General features: G+C 61.9%; 23 protein-coding genes. 9 read left to right on the forward strand and 14 right to left on the reverse strand.

Annotated elements, in window-relative coordinates; translation table 11 throughout:
• Window positions 1-132 precede the first annotated feature (132 nt).
• From aprA to sat, 5 genes are all read right to left on the reverse strand, one after another.
• Complete coding sequence (aprA, locus tag H585_RS0100170) at window positions 133-2,124, reverse strand: adenylyl-sulfate reductase subunit alpha (RefSeq protein WP_014258547.1); 1,992 nt, start codon at window positions 2,122-2,124, stop codon at window positions 133-135.
• 83 nt (window positions 2,125-2,207) lie between these two features.
• Complete coding sequence (aprB, locus tag H585_RS0100175) at window positions 2,208-2,681, reverse strand: adenylyl-sulfate reductase subunit beta (protein WP_005988240.1); 474 nt, start codon at window positions 2,679-2,681, stop codon at window positions 2,208-2,210.
• Window positions 2,682-3,130: 449 nt separating this feature from the next.
• Window positions 3,131-3,583, reverse strand: coding sequence for a universal stress protein (locus H585_RS0100180; protein ID WP_027366265.1), 453 nt, complete (start codon window positions 3,581-3,583; stop codon window positions 3,131-3,133).
• On the reverse strand, window positions 3,580-4,572 hold the full coding sequence (locus tag H585_RS0100185) for a serine/threonine protein kinase (protein ID WP_027366266.1): 993 nt from the start codon (window positions 4,570-4,572) through the stop codon (window positions 3,580-3,582). The genes H585_RS0100180 and H585_RS0100185 overlap by 4 nt, the downstream gene beginning before the upstream one ends.
• 146 nt (window positions 4,573-4,718) lie before the next feature.
• A complete protein-coding gene (gene sat, locus H585_RS0100190; protein WP_027366267.1) occupies window positions 4,719-5,999 on the reverse strand; it encodes a sulfate adenylyltransferase in 1,281 nt (426 codons plus the stop codon).
• A 654-nt stretch (window positions 6,000-6,653) separates the two neighbouring features.
• On the opposite strand from sat, the gene H585_RS0100195 reads away from it, so the two are divergent.
• The 4 genes from H585_RS0100195 (at window position 6,654) to H585_RS0100210 (ending at window position 12,414) form a co-directional block, all read left to right on the forward strand.
• Window positions 6,654-8,273, forward strand: a complete 1,620-nt coding sequence (locus tag H585_RS0100195; RefSeq protein ID WP_027366268.1) for a chorismate mutase — start codon at window positions 6,654-6,656, stop codon at window positions 8,271-8,273.
• Window positions 8,230-8,502, forward strand: a complete 273-nt coding sequence (locus H585_RS0100200; protein ID WP_027366269.1) for a hypothetical protein — start codon at window positions 8,230-8,232, stop codon at window positions 8,500-8,502. The genes H585_RS0100195 and H585_RS0100200 overlap by 44 nt, the downstream gene beginning before the upstream one ends.
• Before the next feature lie 80 nt (window positions 8,503-8,582).
• Entirely contained in the window at window positions 8,583-10,508 is a 1,926-nt protein-coding gene (locus tag H585_RS0100205; RefSeq protein WP_027366270.1) for an aconitate hydratase, read from the forward strand.
• A gap of 10 nt (window positions 10,509-10,518) precedes the next feature.
• Window positions 10,519-12,414 (forward strand): SurA N-terminal domain-containing protein, encoded by a 1,896-nt coding sequence (locus tag H585_RS0100210; RefSeq protein WP_027366271.1) that lies wholly within the window; start codon window positions 10,519-10,521, stop codon window positions 12,412-12,414.
• 192 nt (window positions 12,415-12,606) lie between these two features.
• On the opposite strand, the gene H585_RS0100215 is transcribed toward H585_RS0100210, so the two are convergent.
• The 6 genes from H585_RS0100215 to H585_RS0100240 all read right to left on the reverse strand — a co-directional run bounded on the left by H585_RS0100215 (window position 12,607) and on the right by H585_RS0100240 (window position 17,826).
• Window positions 12,607-12,981: a hypothetical protein gene (locus tag H585_RS0100215; RefSeq protein WP_027366272.1), complete on the reverse strand. Its 375-nt coding sequence runs from the start codon at window positions 12,979-12,981 to the stop codon at window positions 12,607-12,609.
• A gap of 25 nt (window positions 12,982-13,006) precedes the next feature.
• Complete coding sequence (locus tag H585_RS0100220) at window positions 13,007-13,507, reverse strand: metallophosphoesterase family protein (protein ID WP_027366273.1); 501 nt, start codon at window positions 13,505-13,507, stop codon at window positions 13,007-13,009.
• Window positions 13,508-13,509: 2 nt separating this feature from the next.
• Window positions 13,510-14,139 (reverse strand): HD domain-containing protein, encoded by a 630-nt coding sequence (locus H585_RS0100225; protein ID WP_027366274.1) that lies wholly within the window; start codon window positions 14,137-14,139, stop codon window positions 13,510-13,512.
• Window positions 14,140-14,340: 201 nt separating this feature from the next.
• The gene (argJ, locus tag H585_RS0100230; RefSeq protein ID WP_027366275.1) at window positions 14,341-15,534 is read right to left on the reverse strand and encodes a bifunctional glutamate N-acetyltransferase/amino-acid acetyltransferase ArgJ; all 1,194 of its coding nucleotides are present in this window, start codon (window positions 15,532-15,534) and stop codon (window positions 14,341-14,343) included.
• 251 nt (window positions 15,535-15,785) lie between these two features.
• Complete coding sequence (locus H585_RS0100235; protein WP_027366276.1) at window positions 15,786-17,297, reverse strand: TolC family protein; 1,512 nt, start codon at window positions 17,295-17,297, stop codon at window positions 15,786-15,788.
• Window positions 17,298-17,379: 82 nt separating this feature from the next.
• Window positions 17,380-17,826 carry a MarR family winged helix-turn-helix transcriptional regulator gene (locus H585_RS0100240; protein WP_005988270.1) on the reverse strand — a complete coding sequence of 149 codons (447 nt, stop codon included), beginning with the start codon at window positions 17,824-17,826 and terminating at the stop codon, window positions 17,380-17,382.
• Between the two features lie 244 nt (window positions 17,827-18,070).
• Between H585_RS0100240 and H585_RS0100245 the strand changes: the two genes are divergently transcribed.
• The 3 genes from H585_RS0100245 (at window position 18,071) to H585_RS0100255 (ending at window position 22,712) form a co-directional block, all read left to right on the forward strand.
• Window positions 18,071-19,135: an efflux RND transporter periplasmic adaptor subunit gene (locus tag H585_RS0100245; protein ID WP_027366277.1), complete on the forward strand. Its 1,065-nt coding sequence runs from the start codon at window positions 18,071-18,073 to the stop codon at window positions 19,133-19,135.
• A 15-nt stretch (window positions 19,136-19,150) separates the two neighbouring features.
• Window positions 19,151-22,261 carry an efflux RND transporter permease subunit gene (locus tag H585_RS0100250; protein ID WP_027366278.1) on the forward strand — a complete coding sequence of 1,037 codons (3,111 nt, stop codon included), beginning with the start codon at window positions 19,151-19,153 and terminating at the stop codon, window positions 22,259-22,261.
• A 241-nt stretch (window positions 22,262-22,502) separates the two neighbouring features.
• Window positions 22,503-22,712 (forward strand): hypothetical protein, encoded by a 210-nt coding sequence (locus H585_RS0100255; RefSeq protein WP_027366279.1) that lies wholly within the window; start codon window positions 22,503-22,505, stop codon window positions 22,710-22,712.
• Window positions 22,713-22,834: 122 nt separating this feature from the next.
• On the opposite strand, the gene H585_RS0100260 is transcribed toward H585_RS0100255, so the two are convergent.
• From H585_RS0100260 to H585_RS0100270, 3 genes are all read right to left on the reverse strand, one after another.
• A complete protein-coding gene (locus tag H585_RS0100260) occupies window positions 22,835-23,062 on the reverse strand; it encodes a DUF378 domain-containing protein (protein ID WP_027366280.1) in 228 nt (75 codons plus the stop codon).
• Between the two features lie 276 nt (window positions 23,063-23,338).
• A complete protein-coding gene (locus tag H585_RS0100265; protein ID WP_014258564.1) occupies window positions 23,339-23,851 on the reverse strand; it encodes a 3D domain-containing protein in 513 nt (170 codons plus the stop codon).
• A gap of 355 nt (window positions 23,852-24,206) precedes the next feature.
• Entirely contained in the window at window positions 24,207-24,548 is a 342-nt protein-coding gene (locus H585_RS0100270; protein ID WP_027366281.1) for a PilZ domain-containing protein, read from the reverse strand.
• A 374-nt stretch (window positions 24,549-24,922) separates the two neighbouring features.
• Between H585_RS0100270 and H585_RS23430 the strand changes: the two genes are divergently transcribed.
• Window positions 24,923-25,075, forward strand: coding sequence for a hypothetical protein (locus H585_RS23430; protein ID WP_005988285.1), 153 nt, complete (start codon window positions 24,923-24,925; stop codon window positions 25,073-25,075).
• A gap of 263 nt (window positions 25,076-25,338) precedes the next feature.
• Complete coding sequence (locus tag H585_RS0100285; RefSeq protein ID WP_014258566.1) at window positions 25,339-26,043, forward strand: DUF1614 domain-containing protein; 705 nt, start codon at window positions 25,339-25,341, stop codon at window positions 26,041-26,043.
• The last annotated feature ends 3 nt before the right edge of the window (window positions 26,044-26,046 follow it).

Below are 26,046 nucleotides of genomic sequence, written 5' to 3' on the forward strand. Positions count from 1 at the left end.
CTAGCGGGACTCGCCAACAAAATGGCCCAAGCCTAAGCCGGACTCCCCCCAAGTTCCCGGATCAGGCCCAGGCCACTTTGCCGGAGCGGAAAAAAGGGCTGCGGGCCTTTCGGCCCGCAGCCCATGGTCAAACTAATCCGGGATGATCTGGTAGTAAGGCTTCTTGAAGATCGTGGTCTTTCCGGTGGTCGGATCGAACTTCGAGTTCACGAAGCACTTCCACTTGGCGTCGTCCAGGCCCATGTAGTCGCCGCGGTAGAAGAAGCCGGGGTAGCGGGACTCTTCACGGAAGTGGATGTGCTGCATGTGCAGGCGCACGGTCCACAGGCGGTGGAACTGCTCCCAGCAGCGCATAAGCTCGTGCAGATCGCGGGCGGCCAGCTTCTGGCTGTCCTCTTCCATCATCTGCAGCAGCTTGAAGCCGGTCTCGAGCAGGGACTTGGAGGTCACGTACAGGGTGCCAACGCCTCCGCCGTACTCGTCCGAGCACTTCATGAGACGCATCATGAAGTTCTTGGGCGTGATGTAGTTCGGGTTGACCACGGGGTCAGTAGAGGCAGCCTTGCCCTTCTCGAAGTTGTAGAAGGGAGCGTAGATCTCCTTGGCGAGATCGGCAGCCTTCTCCTTCAACGTGGGCTTGAAGTCCTTGTGGTCGAGGCACCAGCGGACCATCTGCTTGCCGGCGATGCGACCCTCGGCATGGGAGCCGGAGGAGAACTTGTGGCCGGAAGCGCCAACGCCGTCAGCGCAGGTCCACAGACCGTTGACCGTGGTCATGCGGTTGTACACCTTGCCGTTGTCGGCCTTGACCTTGTACGACTCGGGAACCCAGTCCTCGTCCGGACCGGAGACCCAGATGCCGCAGCAGCCGGAGTGGGAGCCGAGCAGGTAAGGCTCGGTGGGCATGATCTCGGAGCCCTTTTCCTCGGGCTTGATGTTCATGCAGGCCCACAGGTTGGCCTGGCCAACGCACATGTCGAGGAAGTCTTCCCAAGCCTCGGACTCGAGGTGCTTCTGCTGCTCGGGGGTCAGCTTGGCGAAGGTGCTCTGCAGAGCGGAGGCGGTGTCCATGTAGATGGGGCCACGGCCTTCGCGCATTTCGCGAAGCATCATGTGGTTGCGCAGGCAGGTCGGGATGATGTGACCCTTGGCGTAACCGCGCTCCTCGTAGGGCTTCAGCATGGCGGCGTTGGTCGCGCAGTAGTCTTCGCCCTTGTAGTTGGTGGCCTTGGCCTTGAAGAGCAGGAACCAGGCGCCAACCGGTCCGTAACCGTCCTTGAAGCGGGCGGGCACGAAGCGGTTTTCCATCATGGTCATCTCAGCGCCGGCCTGAGCGCACATGGTGTAGGTGGAACCGGAGTTCCACACCGGGTACCAGGCGCGGCCGAGGCCTTCACCGGTGGAGCGGGGACGGTAAACGTTCACCGCGCCGCCGCAGGCAACCAGCATGGCGTTAGCCTTGATGACGTACACCTTGTTCTCGCGCAGGGAGAAGCCGACAGCACCAGCGATGCGGTTCGGGGTGTTGGCATCCAGGAGCAGCTTCACGATGAAGATGCGCTCCAGGTAGCGATCCTGGCCCAGGGCGTTCTTGGCAGCCTCGGCCACGATGCACTTGTAGGACTCACCGTTGATCATGATCTGCCAGCGGCCGGAACGCACGGGCTTGTCACCCTTGCGCAGGGACTTGCCGGCCTTCTTGGCCTGGGCGCCGTCCAGGTTGTGGTCGCCTTCCTTGATCCAGCAGGGCAAGCCCCACTCTTCGAACAGATGCACGGAATCGTCGACGTGACGGCCAAGGTCGTAGATCAGGTCTTCGCGAACGAGGCCCATCAGGTCGGTGCGGACCATGCGCACGTAATCGTCGGCCTTGTTGTCGCCAAGGTAGGTGTTGATGGCGGACAGACCCTGGGCCACGGCGCCGGAACGCTCCATGGCGGCCTTGTCGACCAGCAGGACCGACAGATCCTTGTACTTGCGGTCAACCCAGCTGCAGATCTCGTAGGCTGCGCCGCAGTTGCCCATGCCGCCGCCGACGAGAAGCATATCAACGCTCATCTCGACGAGCTGGGGCTCGGCGATAGCCACACCTTGGGGCTTAATTTTAACAGGAATCGTAGGCATCTCGGTACTCCTGAGTGAATGTAGTTAGCGCTTACTTGTGACTCAGATCAGCATGCACCGCCGCTTGCGCGGCGAGCAAGGTTCTACCACTGGATCTGCTTGTCGGCTTCACCAATCTCGATCTTCTTGCCAAGAGCGGTTTCGGGCTTGGTCAGCTCCTTCTCGGTGAAGAGCAGCTCGTTGTTGATGTCGCCGGGCTCGGGCTTGCCTTCGAAGGGCTTGATGGAGCCTTCAGGAGTGGTGCGGATGGGGAACTTGAAGCGCTTGACTTCGCCGTTACGGAACTTGACGGTCCACATGATATCCTCGGCCGAGCGCATCGGGATGGACGTACCACCCATGGGAGCGAAGTCGGCGTAAGGACGGGCGGAGATGGCGCCCTGGGGGCAGATCTTCACACAGGAGTAGCACTCCCAGCATGCTTCGGGCTCCTGGTTGAATGCACGCATCTCCTCCGGATCCAGGATCATCAGATCGTTCGGGCAGATGTACATGCACGCGGTCTTTTCGCCGCCCTTGCAGCCATCGCACTTGCTTGGATCGACATAGGTAGGCATGTTGAACCTCCCAACACTATGAGTAAGGGTTAAACCAATCTAGACTTGCACCGTAAGCTATATGAAGAAAAAGCAGAGCAAATGCGCCCCTGCCCTTGCTTCCAAACCAGGATTTGTCAACAACAGCTTGTGCGAGAAGTAACAAGCCCCGTACGGCCTGTCAAGTTGAAAGTGAAATCTGTTACAAGCGTTCAAGTCAGATATTCCGCCTATTTTGGGCAGTCCGAGCAGTTCGGCTAGGGACTCGGCAGTATCGAGGAAACTCCTTATTGTAACCTGACATGTTCTAAAAAGAACAATTGCCAAGTAACACATCGAACTTAATACTTCTATACCTACACAGAAAAAAACACAAGAATAACCAACCTCTCCCATCCCTTAGCGCAAACACATGCCACCACCAGGCGGGAATGGCTGGCGATGATCAACGCTGGCTTGTGCCTGAATACTCATTCCACCACCCACACTGCGCAATTTCGCGCGTGATGCACGACGCGCGAGGAGACGCTACCGAACAAAAACTCCTCTTCCTTGGACATGCCCCGGCGGCCGACCACGATGGTGCCATAGCCTCCATCGCGTTGCGCTCCCAAAATACCTTGGGCCACGCTGAAACCCGTGAACGGCACAAGCCGAGTTTCGATGCAACCCGCGTCAACACCGCGCTGTTCCAGACTGCCTCGCGCCCGGGCAAGAAACTCTTTGTACTCCGCGTCCTGTTTTCTGGCGCTGGCCTGCCAGGTGGCGTCGTCCGGGAACAGGTCACGATCCGGCGTCTTTGATAGACAGAACAATAGAATTTCCGCTTCACGGGCATGGCACAGAATGTCGCCCACGTAGGCCACCGCTCGTTCCGAATTCGCGGATGCGTCAACGGCGATGAGTATGCGCTTGGGATTCATGCCTCGCCTCCTTGGGCTTGCTCCGGTATTGCACCAAGTTCGGCCAGACAAGGCCGCAGGTCCGTTAGCAGCTCGTCCACGGTTTCATAGAAAACATTGGCGCCTTGCGCGAAGTGCAGGACAACTCTGTTCAGGCGCTCGGGAATGTAAGGGAAAAGCTTTTTTAGATTGAACAGACGGTTGCCGAAGATGATTCCAAAGTCATCTTGGTCAAGAGGCACTCGAATGTGCTCCGCGAGACCCTGCTCGGCGATGCTCAGCGGTGTGTGTTCGCCTTTGCCTACCAGAAAGGCCAGAATGTTGCCCAATCCGAAGAGATCCCAGCCGAAAGGATTCTCGCGCAAGTCGAAGGCATAGTCGAAATCGATCCAGCGGTAGCGGCCCGTGCCTCGCTCCACATAAAGATGGTCGCGACGGATATCGCCGTGCTTCTCGCCATGCTCGTGCAGAAAGAGTATTGCCTCGCAGGCGTCGATGTACCCTGCGAGTATTGCGGGGAAACGCTCGCGGAAGTATGTTTCGTGGTCGACCTCCATGGCCTCGACCTGAAGGTCCAAGCGGCGGCCTTGCACGTACTCCAGCACACGCACGTTGTTGCCCTGCGAGTCCTCCAGGGAGAAGCCGTGCATGAAGCGCGGGTCCTCGCGCACAAGATCGAGGATGCGCGCCTCCTTGATCGGGCTGCGATAGCAGGGGAACTGGAACCGTCCCACCGTGGCGTTGAACGTCTCGTAGAACACGAGCTTGACGATGCGCTTCTCGCCCGTCTCCAGCACATGGCAACGCTTGACCCAGTATTTCGGGTCCTCCATGCCGAAGCGGCGCTCGGATTCGTCCCTGATCACCAGATAGTGTAAGCCACCCAGGGCCATGACATCACCATGGCCTATGTCCATGAACTCGCTCGTGTCATGAAAGACACGGCCATAACGGCTTATACCGCTTTCCGGCCACATGCGCTCTATGAGCTGACGGACATCCTCGGCCATTTAGTGCATCCCATATCCCTTCCGGCCCTGCCTTCGGGATTTTTGGCACATAGTATCCAGCTTTAGGCGTACGTCAACAAAAACGGGGCGTCCGTAAGGACGCCCCGTCGATAATTCACGTCTCAGAGCCGCGAGGCTCGTGAGCGTTACTTCATGGCAGAGCCGCTGGCGGCCTTCTGCATCTTGACTTCGACCTTCTCGGTCAGTCCGCCGTAGTACTCGCGGAGGATGACCAGAACCTCGTCGCGACCGAAATGGTCGACGACTTCGGCGCCCTCGGACAGAGCCTTGCGCAGCTTGGTGCCGGACAGGATGACGCGGTCTTCCTTCGTGTGCGGGCAAGTGCGCATGGAAGCCATGCCGTCGCACTTCTTGCAGTAGAAGGTCCAGTCGATCTTCATGGGCACGGTGACCAGCGCCTTGCCGGCGGGCTTATTCTCGTCCTTGGCGTAGGGAATCCGATCAAAGATCTCCTGGGCCTCGAACAGGGTGTAGAAATCGCCCACGCCAGCATGGTCACGGCCGATCAGCATGTGGCTGATGCCGTAGTTCTGGCGGAAGGTCGCGTGCAGCAGAGCTTCGCGGGGACCGGCATAGCGCATATCCAGGGGGTAGCCGGCATTGATGACGTAGTTCTTCACGAAGTACTTCTCAATGAGGGTCTGGATGCACTTGATGCGCACGTCAGCCGGGATGTCGCCGGCCTTCAGGTTGCCGATGAGGGAGTGGATGACCACACCGTCGCACACTTCGGCGGCGATCTTGGCCAGGTACTCGTGGGAGCGGTGCATCGGGTTGCGCAGCTGCAGAGCGGCAACCGTGGCCCAGCCGCGCTTCTCCATCTCGGCGCGGATCTCGGCGGGGGTCAGGTACACGCCGGGGAACTTCTCGCGGTAGTCGCCCTCGGAGAGGACCTTCACCGGGCCGGCCAGGTTGTACTTGCCCTGCTTCATGACCATCTGCACGCCGGGGTGGTCGGACTCGGCCACTTCCCAGAACTTCTTGGAGTCGTCGCCGTTGCCCTTGAAGACCTGCTCGCACTCCCACTTCTTCTCATCAGCGGTGAGCGCGTACTTCTCGGTGATCTTCATGGTGGCGTAGACGGTGCCCTTGGCGCCGACCAGCGCGACTTCGTCGCCGACCTTGCAGGCCTCGTCGTTGGTGTCGCACACCACGGGAACCGGCCAGAAGGTGCCGTCGGCGAGCATAAACTTCTCGCAAACGCCCTTCCAGTCAGCCTTGCCCATGAAGCCGTTCAGCGGAGAGAAGCCGCCGATGCCGAGCATGATCAGGTCGCCCTTCACGCGATCGGAGATGACGATCTTGGGCAGGCCAGCGGCCTTCTTGATCTCGGACTCCAGAGCCGAGCCCTTCAGCAGGCACTCGACAAGACCCTTACCGCCATGAGGAGGAACGAGCTTGGCCATAGTACTCCAACTCCTTTAACTGTGTGTTCATGAACAAAAAAAACACGGAAAGCCTCGCCGGAATGCACATGGCGCTCCGACATGGGTAAATTCCCCAACGCTCCTGGATTCTCCGGCCTGTGATTCACATGACCGAAAAAAGAACTTACTGGAAGGACATGCCCAGGCGCAGCCCCCTGCTCCCGGTTTTTAGCCGGGAAGCCAGCCGTCGGATTCAAGTATGACCTTTTAACCGTCCGACTGACGGGCATACCTTGTTAAAAAAAGAACAAAATGTCAAAAGAAAAAATAACCCTTCTGACTTATCAAAACAGTTGGATATTTCACTGAAGGCCTATTTGTACCTTTTGTCACGCGGATATTACTCGTTTCATCATTCACCTACAACCACTTAGCTAACTGATTCGTACGGACATTTCTCCAAAACACTCACGATATCATGGGATCGGCCACCCCACCCCTCACCGGCTTAAACATGAAGCGTACGTTGACTAACATGCCTCACGACGTGAGAAAACGTCATTTGGGGTGTCTGACTCATCCAAGATTGCATCATGATTGGACCTGGGAGGGAGCCACCCATGGCGCTTGCCATGGAGCCCGAATGCGGTTAGGAATTCTGGTTTCAAATCCATACATCCGGCGGATCATCTGATGCCCTTACCCGAGCCCCAAAAGTCGATTACCACCCAAATTAACGACCTCGATCGCAGGCTAGCCGCACTGCTAGCGGAGCGTACCAGGCTCCTGACAAGGGCGGCCACGGCCCGCCAGGAGAAGCGCAAACCCCTGTCCGACCCCGAGCAGGAGCGGCGCATCTGGTTCGAGTGGGACAAAGCCGCCAAAAGGCTGGGCCTGGAGCCCCGCATGCTGCGTAAGACCGTGGCCCTGCTCAACGGCATGGCCTATGCCAAGGTTGGCGCCAGACAGGGCCCGAGCATGGACTTTCTGCTCACACCCAAGCGCAATGCCGTGGACATCGATGCCGCTGCCCCTCTGTCGGTTGACCACCTGCTGCTGATCACCACCGTGGCCGCGGCATCGGGCCAAGCCATGCAGCTCTCTCCCGTGGCGCTCAACGATCGCACCGTGGAATTGGTCAAGGCCCTCAACCAGGCAGGCGCGGCTTTGTCCTGGGAGCAGGAATCGCTGTCCTCCCGCGCCGGCGCCACGCTGGCCTTCGAAGATAAAGCTATCTTCGCCGGTGACCACGAGTACACAATCTATCTGTTGCTCGCGCTGGGCCTGGGTCATGCCGGGCGCTGCCGCTTCTCGGGCGGAGCGGACCTCAAGCTCCTGGACCTCGGCCGTTTGTCCGACATCCTATCGGCCTTGGGCGCGCGCCTTGCACCGCTGACCCCGCACACGCCTGGCCTGCCAGCGCGCCTGGAGTCGGGCGGCCGCATGGCTTCCAGCCTGCGCCTGCCCGAGGATTGCCCGCCGGCCTTCGCCGCGGCCTTGGCCACGGCGGCCTGGACGTATCCCGAGGGTTTGAGCCTGCAGTACGATGCGGACTCGCCAGTGGCCGACGCCTTGGCCGACGCAGCCCTGGTGCTCACGATGTGCGGCATCCCATTCAAGTCTTCTCCCGGCTCATTCAGCGTGCCGCACGCGGAGCCCACGGTTCCGGTCGCGCCCAGTCTGCCCATGGACCGCCTCATCTCGGCTTCGGTGCTGGCCATGCCCCGCTTCATCAACGGTCGTGCGCGCCTCGTTGGTCCATGGCCAGCCGCACTGCCCATGTTTCAGCAAGCCCAGCGCCTGCTCGGCTCCGTGGGCCTGGATCTCGCTATCGACAGCACAGCGGCGTCCGTCACTGTCCTGCCATGGCCCGAGCGGCTCTGCCTCACCGCGCCCGACATGACCCTGGCCCCTCTGGCTCTGGTTCTGGCCGCGGCCGCACCGGGCGGAGCCAACCTGGACTGCGGTTCGGACGATATCTTCCTGTCCCAGGCTATTGAGTTCCTGGAAGCCTGCGGCAAGCCCCATTCGGTGGAAGGCTCCCTCATTCGCATGGATCACGGCTTCGACAGGGAGCACAGCATACGCATCTGGAGCGCGCCCTCGGTCGAGTTCGCCCTGGCTGCCGCGCTGCTGGCCTTTGTCCGCCCCGGCATCCGCCTGGCCAACCCCGGCGTGCTCACGGCCCACTGGCCAAGCTTCTGGAACTTGTACAACCGCCTTGGCACGCCGGTGCGCAGCCTGCTGCCCCAGCATAAGGAACCCGAGCATGAACCAGAACAGAAACCCAGGCGGCGCATCCGCATTGAGTAGTGATCTGCCCCAAGACATCTCGGCCCTCAAGGCTCAGATCGAAACCCTGACGGCCGAAAAGAAGGCCGCCGAGGCCAAAGTCATCCACCTGCGCGCCTGCGAAGACCCCGCAAAGGGGGTCTTCCACAACCAGGAAATCTTCCAGGCCCAGCAGGACAAACTGCGTCTGGATACCGAGATCGTTATCCGCCGCAACAAGATAAGGCGCATCGAACTGGGCATGGAATAAGTGCGACGGCCGGGCATGCCGCGCCATACCACTCCATAAGGCAGTACATTCTCTTTACGCCAGGCAGAAAGGAGCAGAGCATGGCGCAGAATCTTACGCGCAAGATTTTGGAAAAGCATCTGGTCAAGGGCGAGTTGACGCCCGGCAGCGAGATTGGCATTCGCATCGACCAGACCCTGACTCAGGACGCCACGGGCACCATGGCCTACCTGCAGTTCGAGGCCATGGGCGTATCGCGCGTGCGCACCGAGCTTTCGGTGAGCTACGTGGACCATAACACGCTGCAGATGGGCTTCCGTAACCCGGACGATCACCGCTATCTGCGCACCGTGGCCGCCAAGTACGGCATCATCTTCTCGCCTCCGGGCACGGGCATCTGTCACCAGTTGCACCTGGAGAACTTCGCCAAGCCCGGCAAAACCCTTATCGGCTCGGACAGCCACACGCCCACGGCCGGCGGCGTGGGCTCCCTGGCCATGGGCGCCGGCGGTCTGTCCGTGGCTCTGGCCATGGGCGGCGAAGCCTACTTCCTGCCCTGCCCCAAGGTCGTGCGGGTCTGGCTCGACGGCGAGCTGCAAGGCTGGGCCTCGGCCAAGGACATCATTCTGCACCTTTTGGGCGAGCTGACGGTCAAGGGCGGCGTGGGCAAGGTTTTCGAATACGCCGGTCCGGGCGTGCCCACGCTCACGGTGCCCGAGCGCGCCACCATCACGAACATGGGCGCAGAGCTGGGCGCGACCACCTCCATATTCCCCAGCGACGAGCAGACCCGCATGTTCCTCAGGTCCATGGGCCGCGAAAATGACTTCGTGGAGCTGCTCGCCGACGAGGGCGCGGCCTACGAAGAAGAAATCCGCATCGACCTGAACGCCCTGGAGCCGCTCGCCGCCGCGCCGCACATGCCGGATCGTCGTGTGCGCATCAAGGATTTGGCGGGCATGAAGGTCGAGCAGTCCTGCATCGGCTCATGCACCAACTCCAGCTACGCGGACCTCAAGACCGTGGCCCTGCTGCTCAAGGGCAAGCGCATCAAGCCCGAGACCGATCTGCTCATCGCGCCCGGCTCCAAGCAGGTGCTCAAGATGCTCTCCTCGGAAGGGCTCATCGACCCGCTGCTGGATTCCGGCGCGCGCCTGCTGGAGGCTGCCTGCGGCCCGTGCATCGGCATGGGCGGCTCGCCCGTGTCCGGCGGTGTGAGCGTGCGCACCTTCAACCGCAACTTCGAGGGCCGCAGCGCCACCAAGGACGCTCAGGTCTATCTGGTCAGCCCGGCCACGGCGGCCATGATCGCCCTGTGCGGCGAGTTCTCCGACCCTGCCGGCTGGGGCACGCCTCCAGCCAAGCCCGAGCTGCCGGAGCAGGCCCCTGACATCCGTCACCTGTTCATCTATCCGCCCGAGGACGGCTCCAAGGTCGAGATCCTGCGCGGCCCGAACATCGCGCCCCTGCCGCCCTTCGAGTCCATGCCCGCGCGCATCGAGGCGCCCGTGGCCATTAAGGTCGGCGACGACATCACCACGGACCACATCCTGCCTGCCGGCGCGGAGATCACTGCCCTGCGCTCCAACATCCCGGCCATCAGCAAGCACATCTTCGGCCGCGTGGATGAAGGCTTCGTGGGCCGCATCCAAACCGCCGGCAAGGGTGTCATCATTGGCGGCGAAAACTACGGTCAAGGCTCCAGCCGCGAGCACGCTGCCCTGGGGCCTCGCTACCTGGGAGTCAAGGCCGTCATCGTCAAGTCGTTGGCCCGCATCCACCGCGCCAATCTGGTCAACTTCGGCATACTGCCGCTGCTGCTGACCAACAAGGACGATTACGCCAAGTTCACCCTGGGCGTTTCCGTGACCATTCCGGCCGACGAGATCACGCCCGGCGGCACGGTTGAACTGACCTTGGATACAGGCGAGCGGATTGCAGTGGGCAATGATTTGACTGCACAGGAACTGGCCATTATTAAAGCTGGCGGACTTCTCAATACCGTCGGCCGACCGGCCGGCTCCTAACGGAGAACATATGCTCGATCCCATTCGTCAAAACGCCCGCAGCTGGGGCGTCAAGATCGTCTTCGGCATAATCATCATCGTCTTCGTCTTCTGGGGCGTGGGCAGCTTCCGGAACCAGAACGGCTCGGTGGTGGGCTACGTCAACGACACGCCCGTCAACGTGACCGAGTACCGCCAAGCCCTGGAGCGAGCCACGGAGCAACTGCGCAGCCGCTTCCCGGACTTGGACGCCGAGATGCTCAAGCAGCTTGGCCTGCGCCGCCAGGTGTTCAGCCAAATCGTGGACGCCGAACTCGTGCGCCAGAAGGCCAAGGACACCGGCATGGTCGTCTCGGACGAAGAGGTGCGTGAGATTATCAAATCCACGCCCGCTTTCCAGAGCGACCGCGGCGGCTTCGACTATGAGCTCTACCGCCGCCTGCTGCGCGCCAACGGTCTGACCGAAGTAAGCTACGAAGCCGGCATGCGCACCGAGCTTCTTCTGGACAAGATGCGCCAGGTGGCCACCTTGCCGGCCAAGGCCAGCGAGCAGGAGGCCCGCGACCACTTCGCATTTGCCCGCGATACCGCCGTGGTCCGCTATGCCCTCTTCCCCCTGGAGGACTTCACCGCCCAGGCAAGCCCCAGCGAGGAAGAGATCGCCGGCTACTACGAGCAGAACAAGGCCCGCTTCACCCTGCCGGCCCAAGCGCGCATTTCCTACCTGCTCTTCTCCGCCGAGCAGATGGCCAGGCCCGAGCAGGTCCCGGCCGAGGAAGTCAGGCAGTACTACGAAGCCCACGCCGACAAGTTCCAACGCCAGGAAGAGGTCCGCGCCAGCCATATCCTTGTGAAGGTCGCCAAGGATGCGCCGCAGGAGGAAGTGGACACGGCCAAGGCCAAGATCGAGGATATCCGCAAGAAGATCACCGGCAGTCTGAGCTTCGCCGATGCGGCCAAGAAGTTCTCCGAGGGCCCCAGCGGCCCCGCGGGCGGAGACCTGGGCTGGTTCGGACGTGGCCGCATGGTCCCGACCTTCGAGCAAGCCGCCTTCGCCCTCAAGCCCGGCCAGGTCAGCGCGCCGGTGCGCACGGAATTCGGTTGGCACATTATCAAGCTTGAGGAGCGCCGCGAGCCTGGCCAGATCCCTCTGGCCGAGGTCGAGTCCGACATCCGCGCCGAGTTGGCACGCGACACGGCGGCATCCTTGGTGGGCGACGCCCTTGATGAGGCCACGGAGCTGGCCGCAGCGGGCCAGTCCCTGGCCGAGATCGCCAAGAGCCTGCACATGGTGCCCCGCGACAGCGGAATGTTCTCCGAGTCCGCCGGCCCTGCCGGCATCGGCCTGAACGATGAGGCAAAGCGGGTCATCTTCTCCCTGGCCGACGGCGAGCTGACCGACACCCCGGTCTCCTCGGGCAACGGCTATATCCTGGCCGAAAAGGCCGGCAGCAAGCCCGAGTCCGTCAAGCCGCTGGACGAGGTTCGCGTGCAGATCGAAACGCTGCTCAAGCGCGACAAGGCCCTGGAGCTCTCCAAGGCCAAGGCTCAGGCCCTGGCCAAACAGCTTGCCGACCCGGCCGCGCGTGAGCAGGCCGCGGCGAGCCTGCCCGAACTCAAGACCAGCGAGCCCTTTGACCGTAAGGGCACGGTGCCCGTTCTGGGCGCCAACCAGGATCTGGCCAAGGACGCCTTCGTCGCCAAGTCCGGCGAGTGGCTGCCCGGAGCATACTCCTCGCCCAAGGGCTGGTACGTGGCCAAGCTCGATGCGCTCATTCCGGCTCCCGAATCCGAATGGCAGAGCCAGAAGGACATGTGGGTCGCGGCACTGACCCAGAGCCGCGAGCAGGAACTGTATCAAGCCTTCATTGAGAGCCTGCGCTCCGAGGCCAAGATCGAGATCGTCAATCCGCAGTACCTGGAATAACCAGCCATCCGAATAAATTAGAAAGGGCCGCTCCATGGAGCGGCCCTTTTTAATTTGCAAAGCATCTTAGGGCAGATTGCTTTTAAGACGTCCGCTCCGGCGTTGACGGCGCAAGTGAATTGCGCCTACGCCTACGCGGCGGCAAGCCATGTCGACGCATGGCTTGCAGAGCATTTTCAAAAGCAAAATGCTCTAATAGCAATTGTTACCTTGCTGGCGCCAGCGCACGATATGACCGTCCTTGTCCGTTTCAAGCCAGACCGTGCAGGACATATTCAGGCGAGAGTCCTTGTAGAGGCTCCCCTCGACTCCGCGGGTGGTGCCGTAGCTGCGTGCCTCGTGATTGGACTGGCTCTCAATGGGCTTGTATCCGCTACCGGTGCTGGAAAACGAGTACACGGCATAGCCGTTGGGCAAATCGCGCCTTCCGCTCGGCTGGCCATTGGCCCGGATGTAGCTGCCGATGGGCGCGCCGACCCAGGAATCCAGGCTGCCATGGTGCATCTGCCGGGAGCTGCAGCCGCATAGCAGGCCTGTGATGAGGGACAGGACAAGGAATCGCATCATGGGAACACCTGCTTGTAAGGCTGCTTCAGTCTCTTCCTGACACCGTCACATGCTCGCAGGCCGGCTCACGGCCGGGCTCCAATGTCAGCAACGCCAGGCTCGGCCGCTCCTCGCGGACAAGATCGAGACTGCCGGGATTGAGCAGCCAGGTGGAGCCAATCTTTTCCCAGTGCTGCCGGTGCGTGTGGCCATAGCAGACGATGTCCAGTCCGGGGCCGAGGGCTTCAAGAACCGTGAGCCCGACCCGGCTGCGCGCGCCCCAGCCGTGGGCCATGCCGATGCGGAAGCCGGCCAGTTCCAGCGTGTACATGGCAGGCAGGTTCATGCCGCCGGTCATGGCGTCGCAGTTGCCCAGCACGGCATAAAAGGCCGGATGCGAGGCTTCGAAAAAGCGCAGCATGGCCGCGCCGGTGATGTCGCCGCAGTGCAGGACCACGTCCGCAGGCTCTATATGACGTTTGAACACGCGACGAAATGGAGGCGTGGGCTCGGCGAGGTGCGTGTCGGAGATGACCGCCACAAGCATGGCTACTTGTCCGATTTGCCGTTCTTACGCGACCACCAGGCCGCGTCCGGGCCCAGAAACCACCAGTCTGTATGGTCGGTCTGGCCGATGCACGCGGCAAGCTGCTTGCCCGGCTCGGTGCGCAGCCGACCCAGGGCCGCTTCCATCCACTTTCCCGCATAGGCATTGCCCAGGTCGAGCTGCTCCTTGAGGTTCAAGAGCAGATCGAGCTGGTCCGCGTCCTGGGCCAGTTGAGCCTCCAGGCTGTCCACATCCTCCAGCTCCCGCCACAGGCCCAAGACATCTTCCTCCAGCCCGGTGCCGGCCAGGGCGTGCTCCAGGGCCAAGGTGCGCTTGGAGGTATTGTAAGCCCGGCTCACGTAGTTGAAGTCGCCGGTGCGCGCCTCGTGCAGATCATGAAACAGGCAGAGCATGGCCGTGCGCGCCGGATCGGCCCCGGCCAGACGCGCCAGGGCAAAGCCGATGACCGCCGTGCGGAAGGAGTGCTCGGCCACGTTTTCCAGGCCCGTGCCCAGGAACTGATAGCCCGTGCGCGGGGTCTTGCGCAGCATGCCGACCTCGAAGAAAAAATCGGTCAGCCGCGTCAGCTGGTCGCGCTCGCGCAAATTCTTGTCGAAATCCTTGGGCTCCACTCTGCATCCTCCTGCCGGAGCGGTTTCCGGGCGCTCGTCACGGTCGAAAAGCCCGCGCCTGCGAACATCGGATCCGGCAGCCAGCCTGAAGCGACTCGCTCACGAACTACGCGGGTCCAGGGGCGTGCCTAGTCTAGGAAGGGCCCTGGTGGGATGGGTCTGGGAAGGGCAAAGCCCTTCCCAGCTCTTGCGCAAAATGCGCTAGGTTCTGTAATCGGCGTTGATCTTGATGTATTCCACCGTCAGGTCCGAGGCGAGCAGGGTGTACTCGCCCGGGCCGTCGCCGAGGCTGACCTCGATGGAGATGTCGCGCTGGTCCATGTGCGCGGCCAGCAGGCCGTCGATGTCGCCGACCTTGGGAGCGCCACCCTCGAAAATGGTGATGCCGCCGATGGCCATGGCCACATGGTCGGGGTTGAACTCGGCCCCGCTTCTGCCCACGGCGGCCACGATGCGGCCCCAGTTGGCATCGCGGCCGAACAGGGCGGTCTTGACCAGCGGCGAGTTGCCCACGGCGCGAGCGGCGAGCTCGGCCTGGCGGTCGTCCTTGGCGCCCACGATGTGGATGCGCACGACCTTGGTACCGCCCTCGGCATCCTGCACGATCATGTAGGCCAGGGCCTCGCAGACTTCGCTCAGCGCGGTTTGCAGGGCCTGACGGCCGTCAGGCTCCGTAGTGGGGTCAATGCGCAGGCCGGACGTTCCGTTGGCCAGGGCCAACACGCAGTCATTTGTGGAGGTGTCGCCGTCCACGGTGATGCGATTGAAGCTGCGCTCCACGGCCCGGCGCAGCATATCCCGCCACAGGCCGGGCTCCACATCCGCGTCGCAGGCGATGAAGCCGAGCATGGTTGCCATGTTGGGGCAGATCATGCCCGCGCCCTTGGCCATGCCGAGCACGCGCGCCACCTGGCCATTATGTCTGATCGTGGCCCAGGCCAGCTTGGGGAATTTGTCCGTGGTCATGATGGCCCGGGTGAACTCCATGGGGCCGACCTTGCCCAGGGAGCCTTCCAGCTCCGGCAGGGCCGCGCGCCAGCGGTCAAGCTTGATGTGCTGGCCTATGACGCCCGTGGATGCGGGCAAAAGCTCGTCCATGTCCACGCCCAAGGCCCCGGCGGCCATCTCCAGGGACACGCGGCAGTTGACCAGGCCCTGCTCGCCCGTGCAGGCGTTGGCCTGCCCCGAGTTGGCCACCACGCCGCGCACACGCTCGCGGGAGGCCAGCGTCTCGATGCACTGCAATACGGGTGCGGCCTGAAAGCGGTTGGTGGTGAACACGCCCGCGGCCACGGCCGGGGTATCACTGAGCATCACGGCGAGATCATAACGGCCCTCACGCTTGAAGGCCGCCTTGGAAGCAGCGAAACGAAAGCCCTTGGGTACCGGGATCATGGCAGTATCCTTGCGTGCAACAGACCTGAAAGGTTCATTGATTACAAAAGTAGTCTTATACTGCAGAGCGCCTACAATTCCAAGCCTCTTTCGTGGTCTCTTTGCAGGTTGGCCGTGGCTTTGTAACCTGCCGGTTCCCAGCGATCCGCTTTTGTGATTGGCCGAGTTCAGTCCCTGGCCGAGACAAAAAAAGGGCGCGCCGCCTGACGGACACGCCCCTTTTCGGTCGGTGCGGGGATGCTCTTGCCCGGCTACATGGGCCGCAGGGCCGGGTTGAATTCGCCAACGGAGGCGTAGAGGTTGGCGATGGCCGTCTGGTAGTCGGACAGAGCCTGGGCGAGCAGCGCCTCGCTCTGCGTGACATTGGACTGGGCGTCGAGCACCTCGGTGTAGGTGCCCACCTGCGCCTGGTAGCGGGCCAGGGCCATGCGGAAGCCCTCGCGCGACGCAACGATGGAGGTTTTGCCCGCGCGGATGCGGTCCGCGGCCTCCTGAATGGCCAAGAGGTTGGCCTTGACCTCGAAGCTGACATTCAGGCGCTCGTTGGCCAGGGCCGATTCGAGCTGGCTGACATTTTCCTTGGCCGCCAGGTAGCTGTTGTAGGTCGCGCCCCATTCGAACACGTTCCAACTCAGGGTCGCCCCGATGGACGTATCACTCGTTTCGTCATCAGAGCTGTCGTACCCGTTGGCACTGGGATCGTCGCCAACCGAGGAGTAGCTCAACTGCGCATTGACATTCGGATAGAAGCGGCTGGCCACGATGCCCGCGTCGCGCTGGGCGATCTCCACGCTCTTGCGCGCGATGTTCAGATTAGGCCGCTGGGCATAGGCCAGCTCCAGGCTGCGATCGAGCTCCATGTCGAAAGGCACGTAGTCCAGATCGCCCTCGTAGCGCACGGGCGCGTCGATGGGCAGATCAAGCAAGGTGTTCAGCCTGATCACCTGCGTGGAGACGCGGTTCTGGGCGTTCAGCTGAAGCTGCCGGGCGTTGGCCAGTTCGGTTTCGGCCTGGAGCACGTCCAGCCGGGGTTGCAGGCCAACGTCGTAGAAGGCCTGGGAAACCTTGAGCTGCGACTCCAGGCGGGCCACGGCGTCCTCGCGGCTCTTGAGGTCCATGCGCGCGCGCAGAAGTTCCAGGTAGTTGGTCTGGATGGACAGCATGAGCTGCAGTTCGGCCTGCCGAAGCTGCGCCTCGGCCTGCTCCTTGGCCAGCTTGGCCCGCTGATAGCCGTTCAACAGGCGGAAGCCCGTGAACAGGGGCTGGGTCAGTGACGCGGTGAACGAGTACAGATTGTCTGGAGCCTCGGCACCAGTCCTTGTAAATGACAATTGGGAACGGTTTTCCGATCCGAGGTAGTGCTCCACTCCGTACGTTACGTCCACTTTGAAGCCGAACTCGCCCAGTTGAGCCAAGCGGTTGTACTCTCCGGCGCGCACGGCGAAGCGGGCCGCGCGGATCTGGGGATTGGCCTGCAGGCCGCGCTTGACCGCGCTCTCCAGAGCGAAGGTCATGTCGCCGGGTTGCCTGTTCAATACCGGGTCCTCGACGCCCGTGGGCACGGGCTTGGTGATGTCCTGGCGCATGATGTCCGCATAGGGGTCCTCACGCAGGGACTCGGCATATGGTTCCGGCAAGGGTTGACGCCCTACCGGCGCACCCGGGCGGGCTACCGGTTCACCCTGCTGCGCCATGGCATCCGGGACCGTGGGAGATGCGATCAGCATGGCCGCGAAAGTCAAAAGGAAGATCAAGATGCGCATGTTCGACTCCATGAAGCGGGACAGGCCGTCCAAAGCCCATCCACTGTAATGTTCACTAACGTTGTAGCATGAATGATAAGAGTTATTCCAGATTCTTGAGCAGTATTTCCAAAGATGCCTTGAAGCGCGCGATCTCCTCCGCGTCCAGGCCGCTGATGAGCTTGTCGCCCAAGCCTTTGGTCACGGGATAGAGCTTGCCGCGCATTTCGCTGCCGGCCATGGTCAGGTGCACGCGGTAACGTCTCCTGTCCGTATGGTCGCGCCCGCGCACCACCAGGCCGCGCCTCTCCAGTGTATCCAGGATGCGTGTGATGGTCGGGCGATCCTTGCAGACCTGATCGGCCAGCTCGCTTTGTGACAGACCCTCGGCAAGATACAGCTTGTTCATCACGGCCCACTGCTCTGGGGTGACATCCAAACCGGCGGCCAGGAACGCGCGCCGCAGCTCCTGCTTCATGCGCAAAGCGAGTTTGACCACCTTGAATCCCACGGACTTGTCCATCTCGTCCGGGTTGAGGCCGTTGTGCATAAACCCTCCGCAAAGGCGATTCTTGCAGCGGCAACTGTATCCCGCCGCAGACGGCTGTCAACGTGTGCGCAGCCTGATGGACGTCCGCCGCGCACCTGCCCGCTGCAACGTGAACGAATCGCGAGCAGGCTGTATTGACAGCGCTTAGTTGCTATTCTAACTATTATACTACGTCAAGGCCGTAGCCCCTTCGCGGGACCATCTCCCCGCAAGCACACATTACGTCCCAAAGGTCTTGCATGCCATGTCCAAATCGCTCCTAGTTCTGCTCACCCTGCTGGCTCTGCTTGTTCCGACCGCTTCGCTCGCCCAGCAGGAACGCCCGCCGGCCAAAGTCGCCATCGCCCAGGCCGCCATGGGTTCCGTTACCCCGCAGACCGCCTACATCGGTACGGTCTACTTCAATGAGGTAGCCCAGGTGGCCACGGAAGTGGCGGGTATCGTGGATTCCTACGACATGGAGGAAGGCGGCCTGGTTGAGCGTGGACAGGTTCTGGTCAGGCTGAACACGGACCTTTTGCGCATGGACCTGACCGCCAAGCAGGCCGCCCATCAGCAGGCCTTGTCCGACCTGGCCCTGGCCGAGGCGGATTACAGGCGCATGAGTTCGCTGTTCGCCTCGGGTTCGGTGTCCGAGCAGGAATACGACCAGAAGCGCTTTACCTACCAAAGCCAGCAAAAGCGCGCCGCCGAACTCAAGGCCAGCGTTGACCAGATCAAGCTCAAGCTGGGTAAGTCCCAGGTGCGCGCGCCATTCTCCGGCACGGTGCTCGATCGCCTGGTCGCGCGCGGCGACTGGCTCGACACAGGCGCGGCCGTGGCCTCCCTGGCCCGCGACGACGCCGTGGATGTGGTGGTCAACGTCAGCCAGGACATAGCGGCTCTTGCCAGACCCGGCGCGGAGGTGGACATCAGCGTGGCCGACATGCAGCGCCGGGGGCAGGTCCAGGCTCTGATCCCAAAGGGCGACGTGGCCACGCGCACCTTTCCGCTCAAGATCCGCGTGCGCGACGCGCGCGGGCTGGCCGAAGGCATGGAGGCCCGCGTGATCCTGCCTTCGGGACCCATGGTCGAAGCCCTGCTCGTGCCGCGGGACGCGGTCATCAGCGTCTTTGGCCAACTGGCCGTATGGACCGTGGCCGACGGCAAGGCCATGATGGTCCCCGTGCAGGTGGTCGGCTATCAGGGCGACCACGCGGGCGTGCGGCCGCAGGGCAACCCGGGCCTCGCGCCGGGCATGCCGGTGGTCGTCAAGGGCAACGAACGGCTGCGGGCCGGTCAGCCCGTGTCGCCCGAACCCGCCAGGTAACGCAAAAGGGCGCACATGGATATCGTCAGAGCCTCCATCGATAAGCCGGTCACGGTCATCGTCGGCGTCATCCTGGTGGTCATGTTCGGAGCCATCGCCCTGATGGGCATGCCCTACCAGCTCTCTCCCACGGTAACCACGCCCGAGATCACCGTAACGACCTACTGGACCGGCGCCACGCCCTACGAGATCGAGCGCGACATCGTCGAGGAGCAGGAGAAGGTCCTCAAGGGCGTCACCGGTCTGGAGGAGATGGAGAGCGAGTGCTTCAACGGCTTCGCGCGCATCACCCTGCGCTTCGAGCTGAACACGGACGTGGACGACGCCCTGCTGCGCGTGTCCAACAAGATGAACGAGGTGCGCATAACGCCCGAGGGCGCCGAGAAGCCCGTCATCAGCGCCACGGGCTCCAACACCTCGCCCGTGGTCTGGACCATGCTCAAGACCCTGCCCGGCAATCCGCGCCACATCGCCACCTACCAGACCTATTTCGAGAACGAGGTGCGCCAGTACCTGGAGCGCGTGGACGGCGTGGCCGAGCTGTTCGTGGGCGGCGGCACCGAGGACGAGATGCACGTCGTCGTGGAGCCGGAAAAGCTCGCGTCCTATGGGCTGACAGTCTCGGACGTCATGAGCGTGCTGCGCGAGGAGAACGTCAACGTTTCCGCCGGTACCCTGGGCCTGGGCCGGCGCGACTACCGCATCCGCACCGTGGCCCAATTCCAGTCGCCGCAGGAGATCGAGGAGCTGGTCGTAACCTCCACGGGCCAGCAGATCGTTCGCCTGCGCGACGTGGGCCGCGTGCTGCCCGGCTACGCCAAGGAGCAGGCGGTCATCATGGTCAACGCCGAGCCGGGCATCGTGGTGGCCATCCGCCCCGAGCCCGGCGCCAACGTGCTGGAGCTCACGGACAAGGCCGAGGCCGTGGTCAAGGAGCTCAACGCGGGCAAGCTCAAGGAGCAGGGCCTATACATCGATTGGAACTACGACCAGCGCGCCTACATTCGCGGAGCCATCGACCTCGTACGGCAGAACATCCTCATAGGCGGCCTGCTGGCCGTCGTCGTGCTGCTCGTGTTCCTGCAGAGCGGCCGGGCCACGCTTATCGTGGCCGCCGCCATCCCCATCAGTGTCGTGGGCTCGTTCATCTTCCTCTCGGCCCTGGGCCGGACCATGAACGTGGTCAGCATGGCCGGCATCTCCTTCGCCGTGGGCATGCTTGTGGACAACGCCATCGTGGTCCTGGAAAATATCGACCGACACCGCTCCCTGGGCAAAAGCTCCTTCGACGCGGCCTACGACGGGGCCAAGGAAGTCTGGGGCGCGGTGCTGGCCTCCACGTTGACCACCGTGGCCGTGTTCCTGCCCGTGGTCTTCGTGCAGGAAGAGGCGGGCCAGCTCTTCAAGGACATCGCCATCGCCGTGACCTGCGCCATCCTGCTCAGCATGCTGGTGTCCGCCACGGTCATCCCCATGATGGCCCGCTACCTGTACGGCTCGGCCAAAAAGGCCAAGAGCCGGCTGCTCGCCCCGCTCACGGCCGTCGGCGATCGTTTGGCAAACGGCCTCATGGCCCTGGTGCGGCTCACGCTCACGAGCGCCTTCACGCGCATCGCCACCGTGGCCACCCTGACCGCGGTGTCCATGCTCATCGTCTGGCTCTTCTTCCCCAAAATGGAGTATCTGCCCACGGGCAACCGCAATCTGCTCATCAATATCCTCATCCCGCCCCCCGGCTTGTCCATCGAGGAGCGCAAGGACATGGGCAGGCAGGTCTACACCCAGCTCGAGCCGCATATGATGCAGGACCGCGCGGGCTTTCCCGGCGTGCACACGGCTTTCTTCGTCAGCGCGCCGCAGATCAACATCATAGGCGCGACCAGCACGGACGAGCAGGGAGCGGCCCGGCTCATCCCGCTCTTCTCGCGCATCACCAACTCCATACCGGGCATGATCGGCGTAAGCCTGCAGGCCTCCATCTTCGAGCAGCGCATCGGCACAGGCCGGGCCATATCCCTGGATTTGACCGGCCCGGACCTGAGCCGGCTCATCGCCGTGGGCGGAGCCATGTTCGGCATGATCCAGCAGGCCATCCCCGGCTGCCAGGTGCGCCCGGTGCCGTCCCTGGAGATGCTCTATCCCGAGGTGGTCTTCACGCCCCTGCGCGAGCGGGTCAAGGCCGCGGGCCTCACGGCCGACGGCCTTGGCCTGGCCCTGGACGTGTTCATGGACGGCCGCGACGTGGGCGACTACAAACAGGAAGGCCGCAAAACCATCGACCTGGTGCTCAGGGGCGAGGACAAGGGCGCGGCCACGCCCGAGGATCTGTACAGCGCGCTTGTGTCCACGCCCGGCGGCAGGGCCGTGCCTGTCTCCTTCCTGGCCGAGTTGCAGCGCACCTACGGCATCACCCAGATCCGCCACCTGGAGCGCCAACGCGCCATCACCCTGGAGATCACGCCGCCCGCGGACACTCCCCTGCAGCAGGCCATGGAGACCCTGGAGAACCAGATCATTCCGGCCGTTCGCCAGCAGGGTCTGCTCGCGAACGTGGACGTGGGCATGAGCGGCGCGGCGGACAAGCTCAGCGTGACCCGCCAGGCCCTGCAGTGGAACTTTTTGCTGGCCCTGGTCATCACCTATCTGCTCATGGCCGCCCTGTTCGGCAACTTCATCTATCCCCTGATAATTCTCTTCACGGTTCCCCTGGCCGGAGCGGGCGGATTCCTGGGGCTTAAGCTGGAAAACTGGTTCATAGCCCCGCAACCCATGGACATACTGACCATGCTCGGCTTCGTCATCCTGGTTGGCGTGGTCGTCAACAACGCCATTCTCATCGTGCACCAGAGCTTGAACAATATCCGCGAGCATGGCATGGAGCATCGCGAGGCGGTGCTGGAGTCCGTGCGCACCAGAATCCGCCCCATCTACATGTCCGCGACGACATCCATTTTCGGCATGCTGCCCCTGGCCATCGCGCCGGGCCCCGGCTCCGAGCTCTACCGAGGCCTCGGCTCCGTGGTCCTGGGAGGATTGGCCATCTCCACCATCTTCACCATCTTCGTCATCCCGTCGCTGCTCATGTTCTTCATCGGCATGGAAAAGCGCGGCCAGCAGGCCGGTTAACGCAAGGCAAGTCGAGAAAAGGCGTGGCTCCCTCGCATTCCGGTACAGTGGACATCGCCGGCTCGCGGCTTATCTTGACCGCTGGCTCAGCCAAGCCATTGGCGGCAAGGTCTTTTAAAGCAGATTGCTTTCAAGACGCCTGCTCCGGCGTTGACGGCGCAAGTGAATTGCGGGCATCGCCTTAGTTTCATGTCACAACACGCGCACACCAAGCCTGCGCCATGCGCGCATGGGGGTTACGATGCGATTCGTCTCGACGCTGCTCGGGCTGGTCATTGGCGACCTGCTCGGCAGACTTCTGTTCATTCCGCTGGGCTGGCCCTTCGATAGCCAGGCTTTCGTCAACCGTATGGGCGTCCTGGCGGTCACGGCCTTCGTCATCTGTTTTGTCTGGGAGTATGTGCAGGACCGTTTCGGCTGGTTCGGCGGTGAGCGCGAGTCCGGCGAATAGAACCGCCCGGCGCGGATGATCGCCCGCGATATGCGTCTCGGCTGCGAACGCTTGTTGTTCAGTCGACGCGGACCTGCCCGATTATCTGCACCTGGCCGGGCAGATCCGCACGGTTCCGCAGGTTACCTTGCTCCGACCGCCACCCGGCTGCACCAGCGGCGCTGCATGGCCTTGTAGGCTACCGCCTGATAGATGGCGCTCAGCCCCACAAGGACGTACACCAGCCGGGAGAACAAGCTCATCGTCCCGAAGAGGGCGGCCACCAAGTCGAACTCGAACAGACCGACCAGGCCCCAGTTGAGCCCGCCGATGATGAGCAGGATCGTGGTGATCACATCGAGCGTCCTCATGTCCTCTCCTCCTTGGTTTAAATTGGCCAATTAGAATAATTAGCCCAATTTTACTACGCAGGGGGTTGTAGGCCGTCAAACTATTTATCTAGGCCGAGAGCCTAGGCTCGGAAGCAAAAGCCGATTCAAGGCTTGCGATTTACTCTGATCGGCGAAAAGCTCGCGGCTTGAGATAGAAGTACAAGAAAACCCCGCCAGGTCGCGCCTGACGGGGTTTTGTCTTTGAACCGAGGAAACTCGGGCCAAGTGGATCTCGTGAGAAACGCTCCGGACAGGTCAGGTGTCGAGCAGGTAGACCTCCAGCTTTTGCAAGCCGAAGTCGCGCGCCTTGGCGGTTTCGAACATGAAGATATCGACCTGGTTGCGCTTGCGCGCGTGCATGAGGTCGTCGATGGTGAACACGCCCATGCCCTTGATGTAGACCTTGCGGCCGAAAACCCAGCCCTCATCGAAGAGATCCCGCGACACGGCGACGATGCCCGGCCGCACGGGACGATTCGACGCGGTGGTGAACGGATCCTCGTTCGTTTCCTCCGGCCTGGGGCTGTAGGCCGTGACCGTAAGCACCTTCCGGCGCTGCATGCCCCTGATGGTCTCATGGTTGGTCATGACGAACTTGTTCAGCACGGCTATCTTAGCCCTCTCTTCCAGCAGGGACTGTTCGAGTTGGGCAATGCGTGTACAGGAAGCTTCAACGGCACCGGTGAGATTCGACACGGTGCGCTGGGTCAGGATCAACACTGCGATCAGCACTAGCAGGGTAAATGAGACAGCGACTCTGGATGTCATGCGTGTACCTTCCTCTTACCAGTACCGGTTTTGGCTTCAAGCTCCTTTCAGTCTCCGCGGGTTACATCCCAACCGGCTACAAGGATGCGCGGCTTTTGAGCTTATCCATCTTAGCACAAAAAAAGCGCATGACAATAGAGTTAACTAGCTAAGATAGCTTGTTTAATTCAAAAGAGTGCTGCTTCCCATGCTATCTCAAGGGCTTGGGAGTACATTTGCAGTAGAATTATTTCAATAATCAATCCACATACCATAGATAGCTCGGTCGTCCATGCCTAAGAAACGGCCAAGGGCGCAGCTCAAATTGAGCCACGCCCTTAACTAGCTGATCTATGAAAAATAGTTTCAGGGGCGCTCACGCACCTGTCTGAGCGATGCGCTCGGCCTGCATGCGCAGCACCAGGGCTTCCACGGCACTTTGCTGGGAGGCCTGAAGCCTCAGGAAAGCGCAACCAACCACGCCCGCGCCCATGCGGGATACGATGGCATCAACACCTGATAAAATGATGCCGCTGTGTTCCAGCAGGTCCATCCTGAGTATCTGCGCAAGCCTGAACGGGTTTGCCCCGTACATGAATCCGATACCGAGGATGCTTAAATCCCAGGCCTTGAAATCGTATTCGTATCCCGCGACACGCACGCGTAGTTCAGGTACGTAAATTCTGTAGGCCCTGCGGCGTTCCTTGCCCACGACCATTCTCGATACCTCCGTTCAATGCGATAATAGTGTCACCTTTATCAGTTCAACCATTGAGCTACAAGAGAACATCCGCAGGCCGAATAGAAAATTATGCGTGCCCTGTCTGGAGCAATGCAGGCCTGGGTGAGCAATGAGGCAATCGAACATGATACGGTACTGCGAAATAAGATTGAATTCCGAGCTCGCGCATAGGCTTATCTGCGGCCGTATCTCACTTCCAGCGCGGAGACTCGGACCCGCAACCCGAAAATTCTTGGCAGGATCGCATATGAGGCGGCCTTGCGGGAGCCATGGCCCGGTCTTGACATTTCACTGGATTCCGGCAAGGAAAGTGAACCATTTCACGACGCAGAGCACCAGGAGGACAGGTCATGATGGCGACCATTTCCGAACTGATTGAAAACGCGATGCACTCCACCACCGCCGGCTTCGTTGGCGTGGGCCTCATCTTCATCTACATGGCCGTCATCGTGGGCACGGCCCTGGTTCGCATTTATCAGAACACTCAGGAAGAGCACCACTAAGCCAGTCCGCACCGCCGCACCCACCTTCAAACGGGTGCGGCGTCCCTGCCTTGAATTTTGCCGATTGCCGGTCTAAGCTGGAGCGTTGAGAAGTCCCAGACTTTTCAATCATACAATGTTTGAGCTTGGCTCAAACATTGGTCAGGAATGCCCTGCCCCCGGCGGGCCTTTCTGTCCCGCCCAGCCCGCTTCCAACGGGCTGAGGATCGGATGACGGCTGGAGCCCTTTTTTCCCTTCGCCTCCAGAGACCCGCGAGGTCATCATGTTCCAGTTCCCGTTCATACTGGCTGCCGTGATCTTCTTTTTCCTGCTGCTCATCTTCCTCTTCATCATGGTGCAGGTGGGGCTCGTCACCGTGGCCTTCGCCAAGCTCGGGCTGACCACCAGCCAAGCATTCCTCGTGCTGCTGGCCACGCTTGCCGGCAGCGGCATGAACCTGCCAATCCTGCACTCGCGGCGCATGATAAAAGTTCCCAGTCCCAACGGCCCGCCTTTGAACAACCCTTTCTACCGCCACATGCGGCCCATGCGGCCTTTCCAGGCCATGGGCGAACTGCGCGAGCAGGTCGTGGCCGTCAATGTGGGCGGCTGCGTCATCCCGCTGCTCCTGTCGACCTACTTCGTTAGCCTCATGGGCTTCACTCCTGCCCTGCTCCTGTGCACGGCCCTGGTCACGGCGGCCTGCTTCGCCATGGCCCGGCCCATTCCAGGCGTGGGCATCGGCATTCCCATGCTTGTGCCGCCGCTGGTCACGGCCATCATCGCCATCCTGCTGGCCCCGCCAGAGCACGCGCCCCAGATTGCCTACGTGAGCGGCACCATGGGCACCCTGCTCGGCGCGGATATCCTGCACCTGCTCAACCCGCGCACCTGGCGCAACCTGGATGCGCCCGTGCTGTCCATCGGCGGGGCAGGCACCTTCGATGGCATATTCGTCACCGGCATCCTGGCCGTACTTCTGGCTTGAGGT

Origin of the sequence: Desulfocurvibacter africanus subsp. africanus DSM 2603 (assembly GCF_000422545.1) — a bacterium.
In the GTDB taxonomy this organism is placed as follows: Bacteria; Desulfobacterota; Desulfovibrionia; order Desulfovibrionales; family Desulfovibrionaceae; genus Desulfocurvibacter; species Desulfocurvibacter africanus.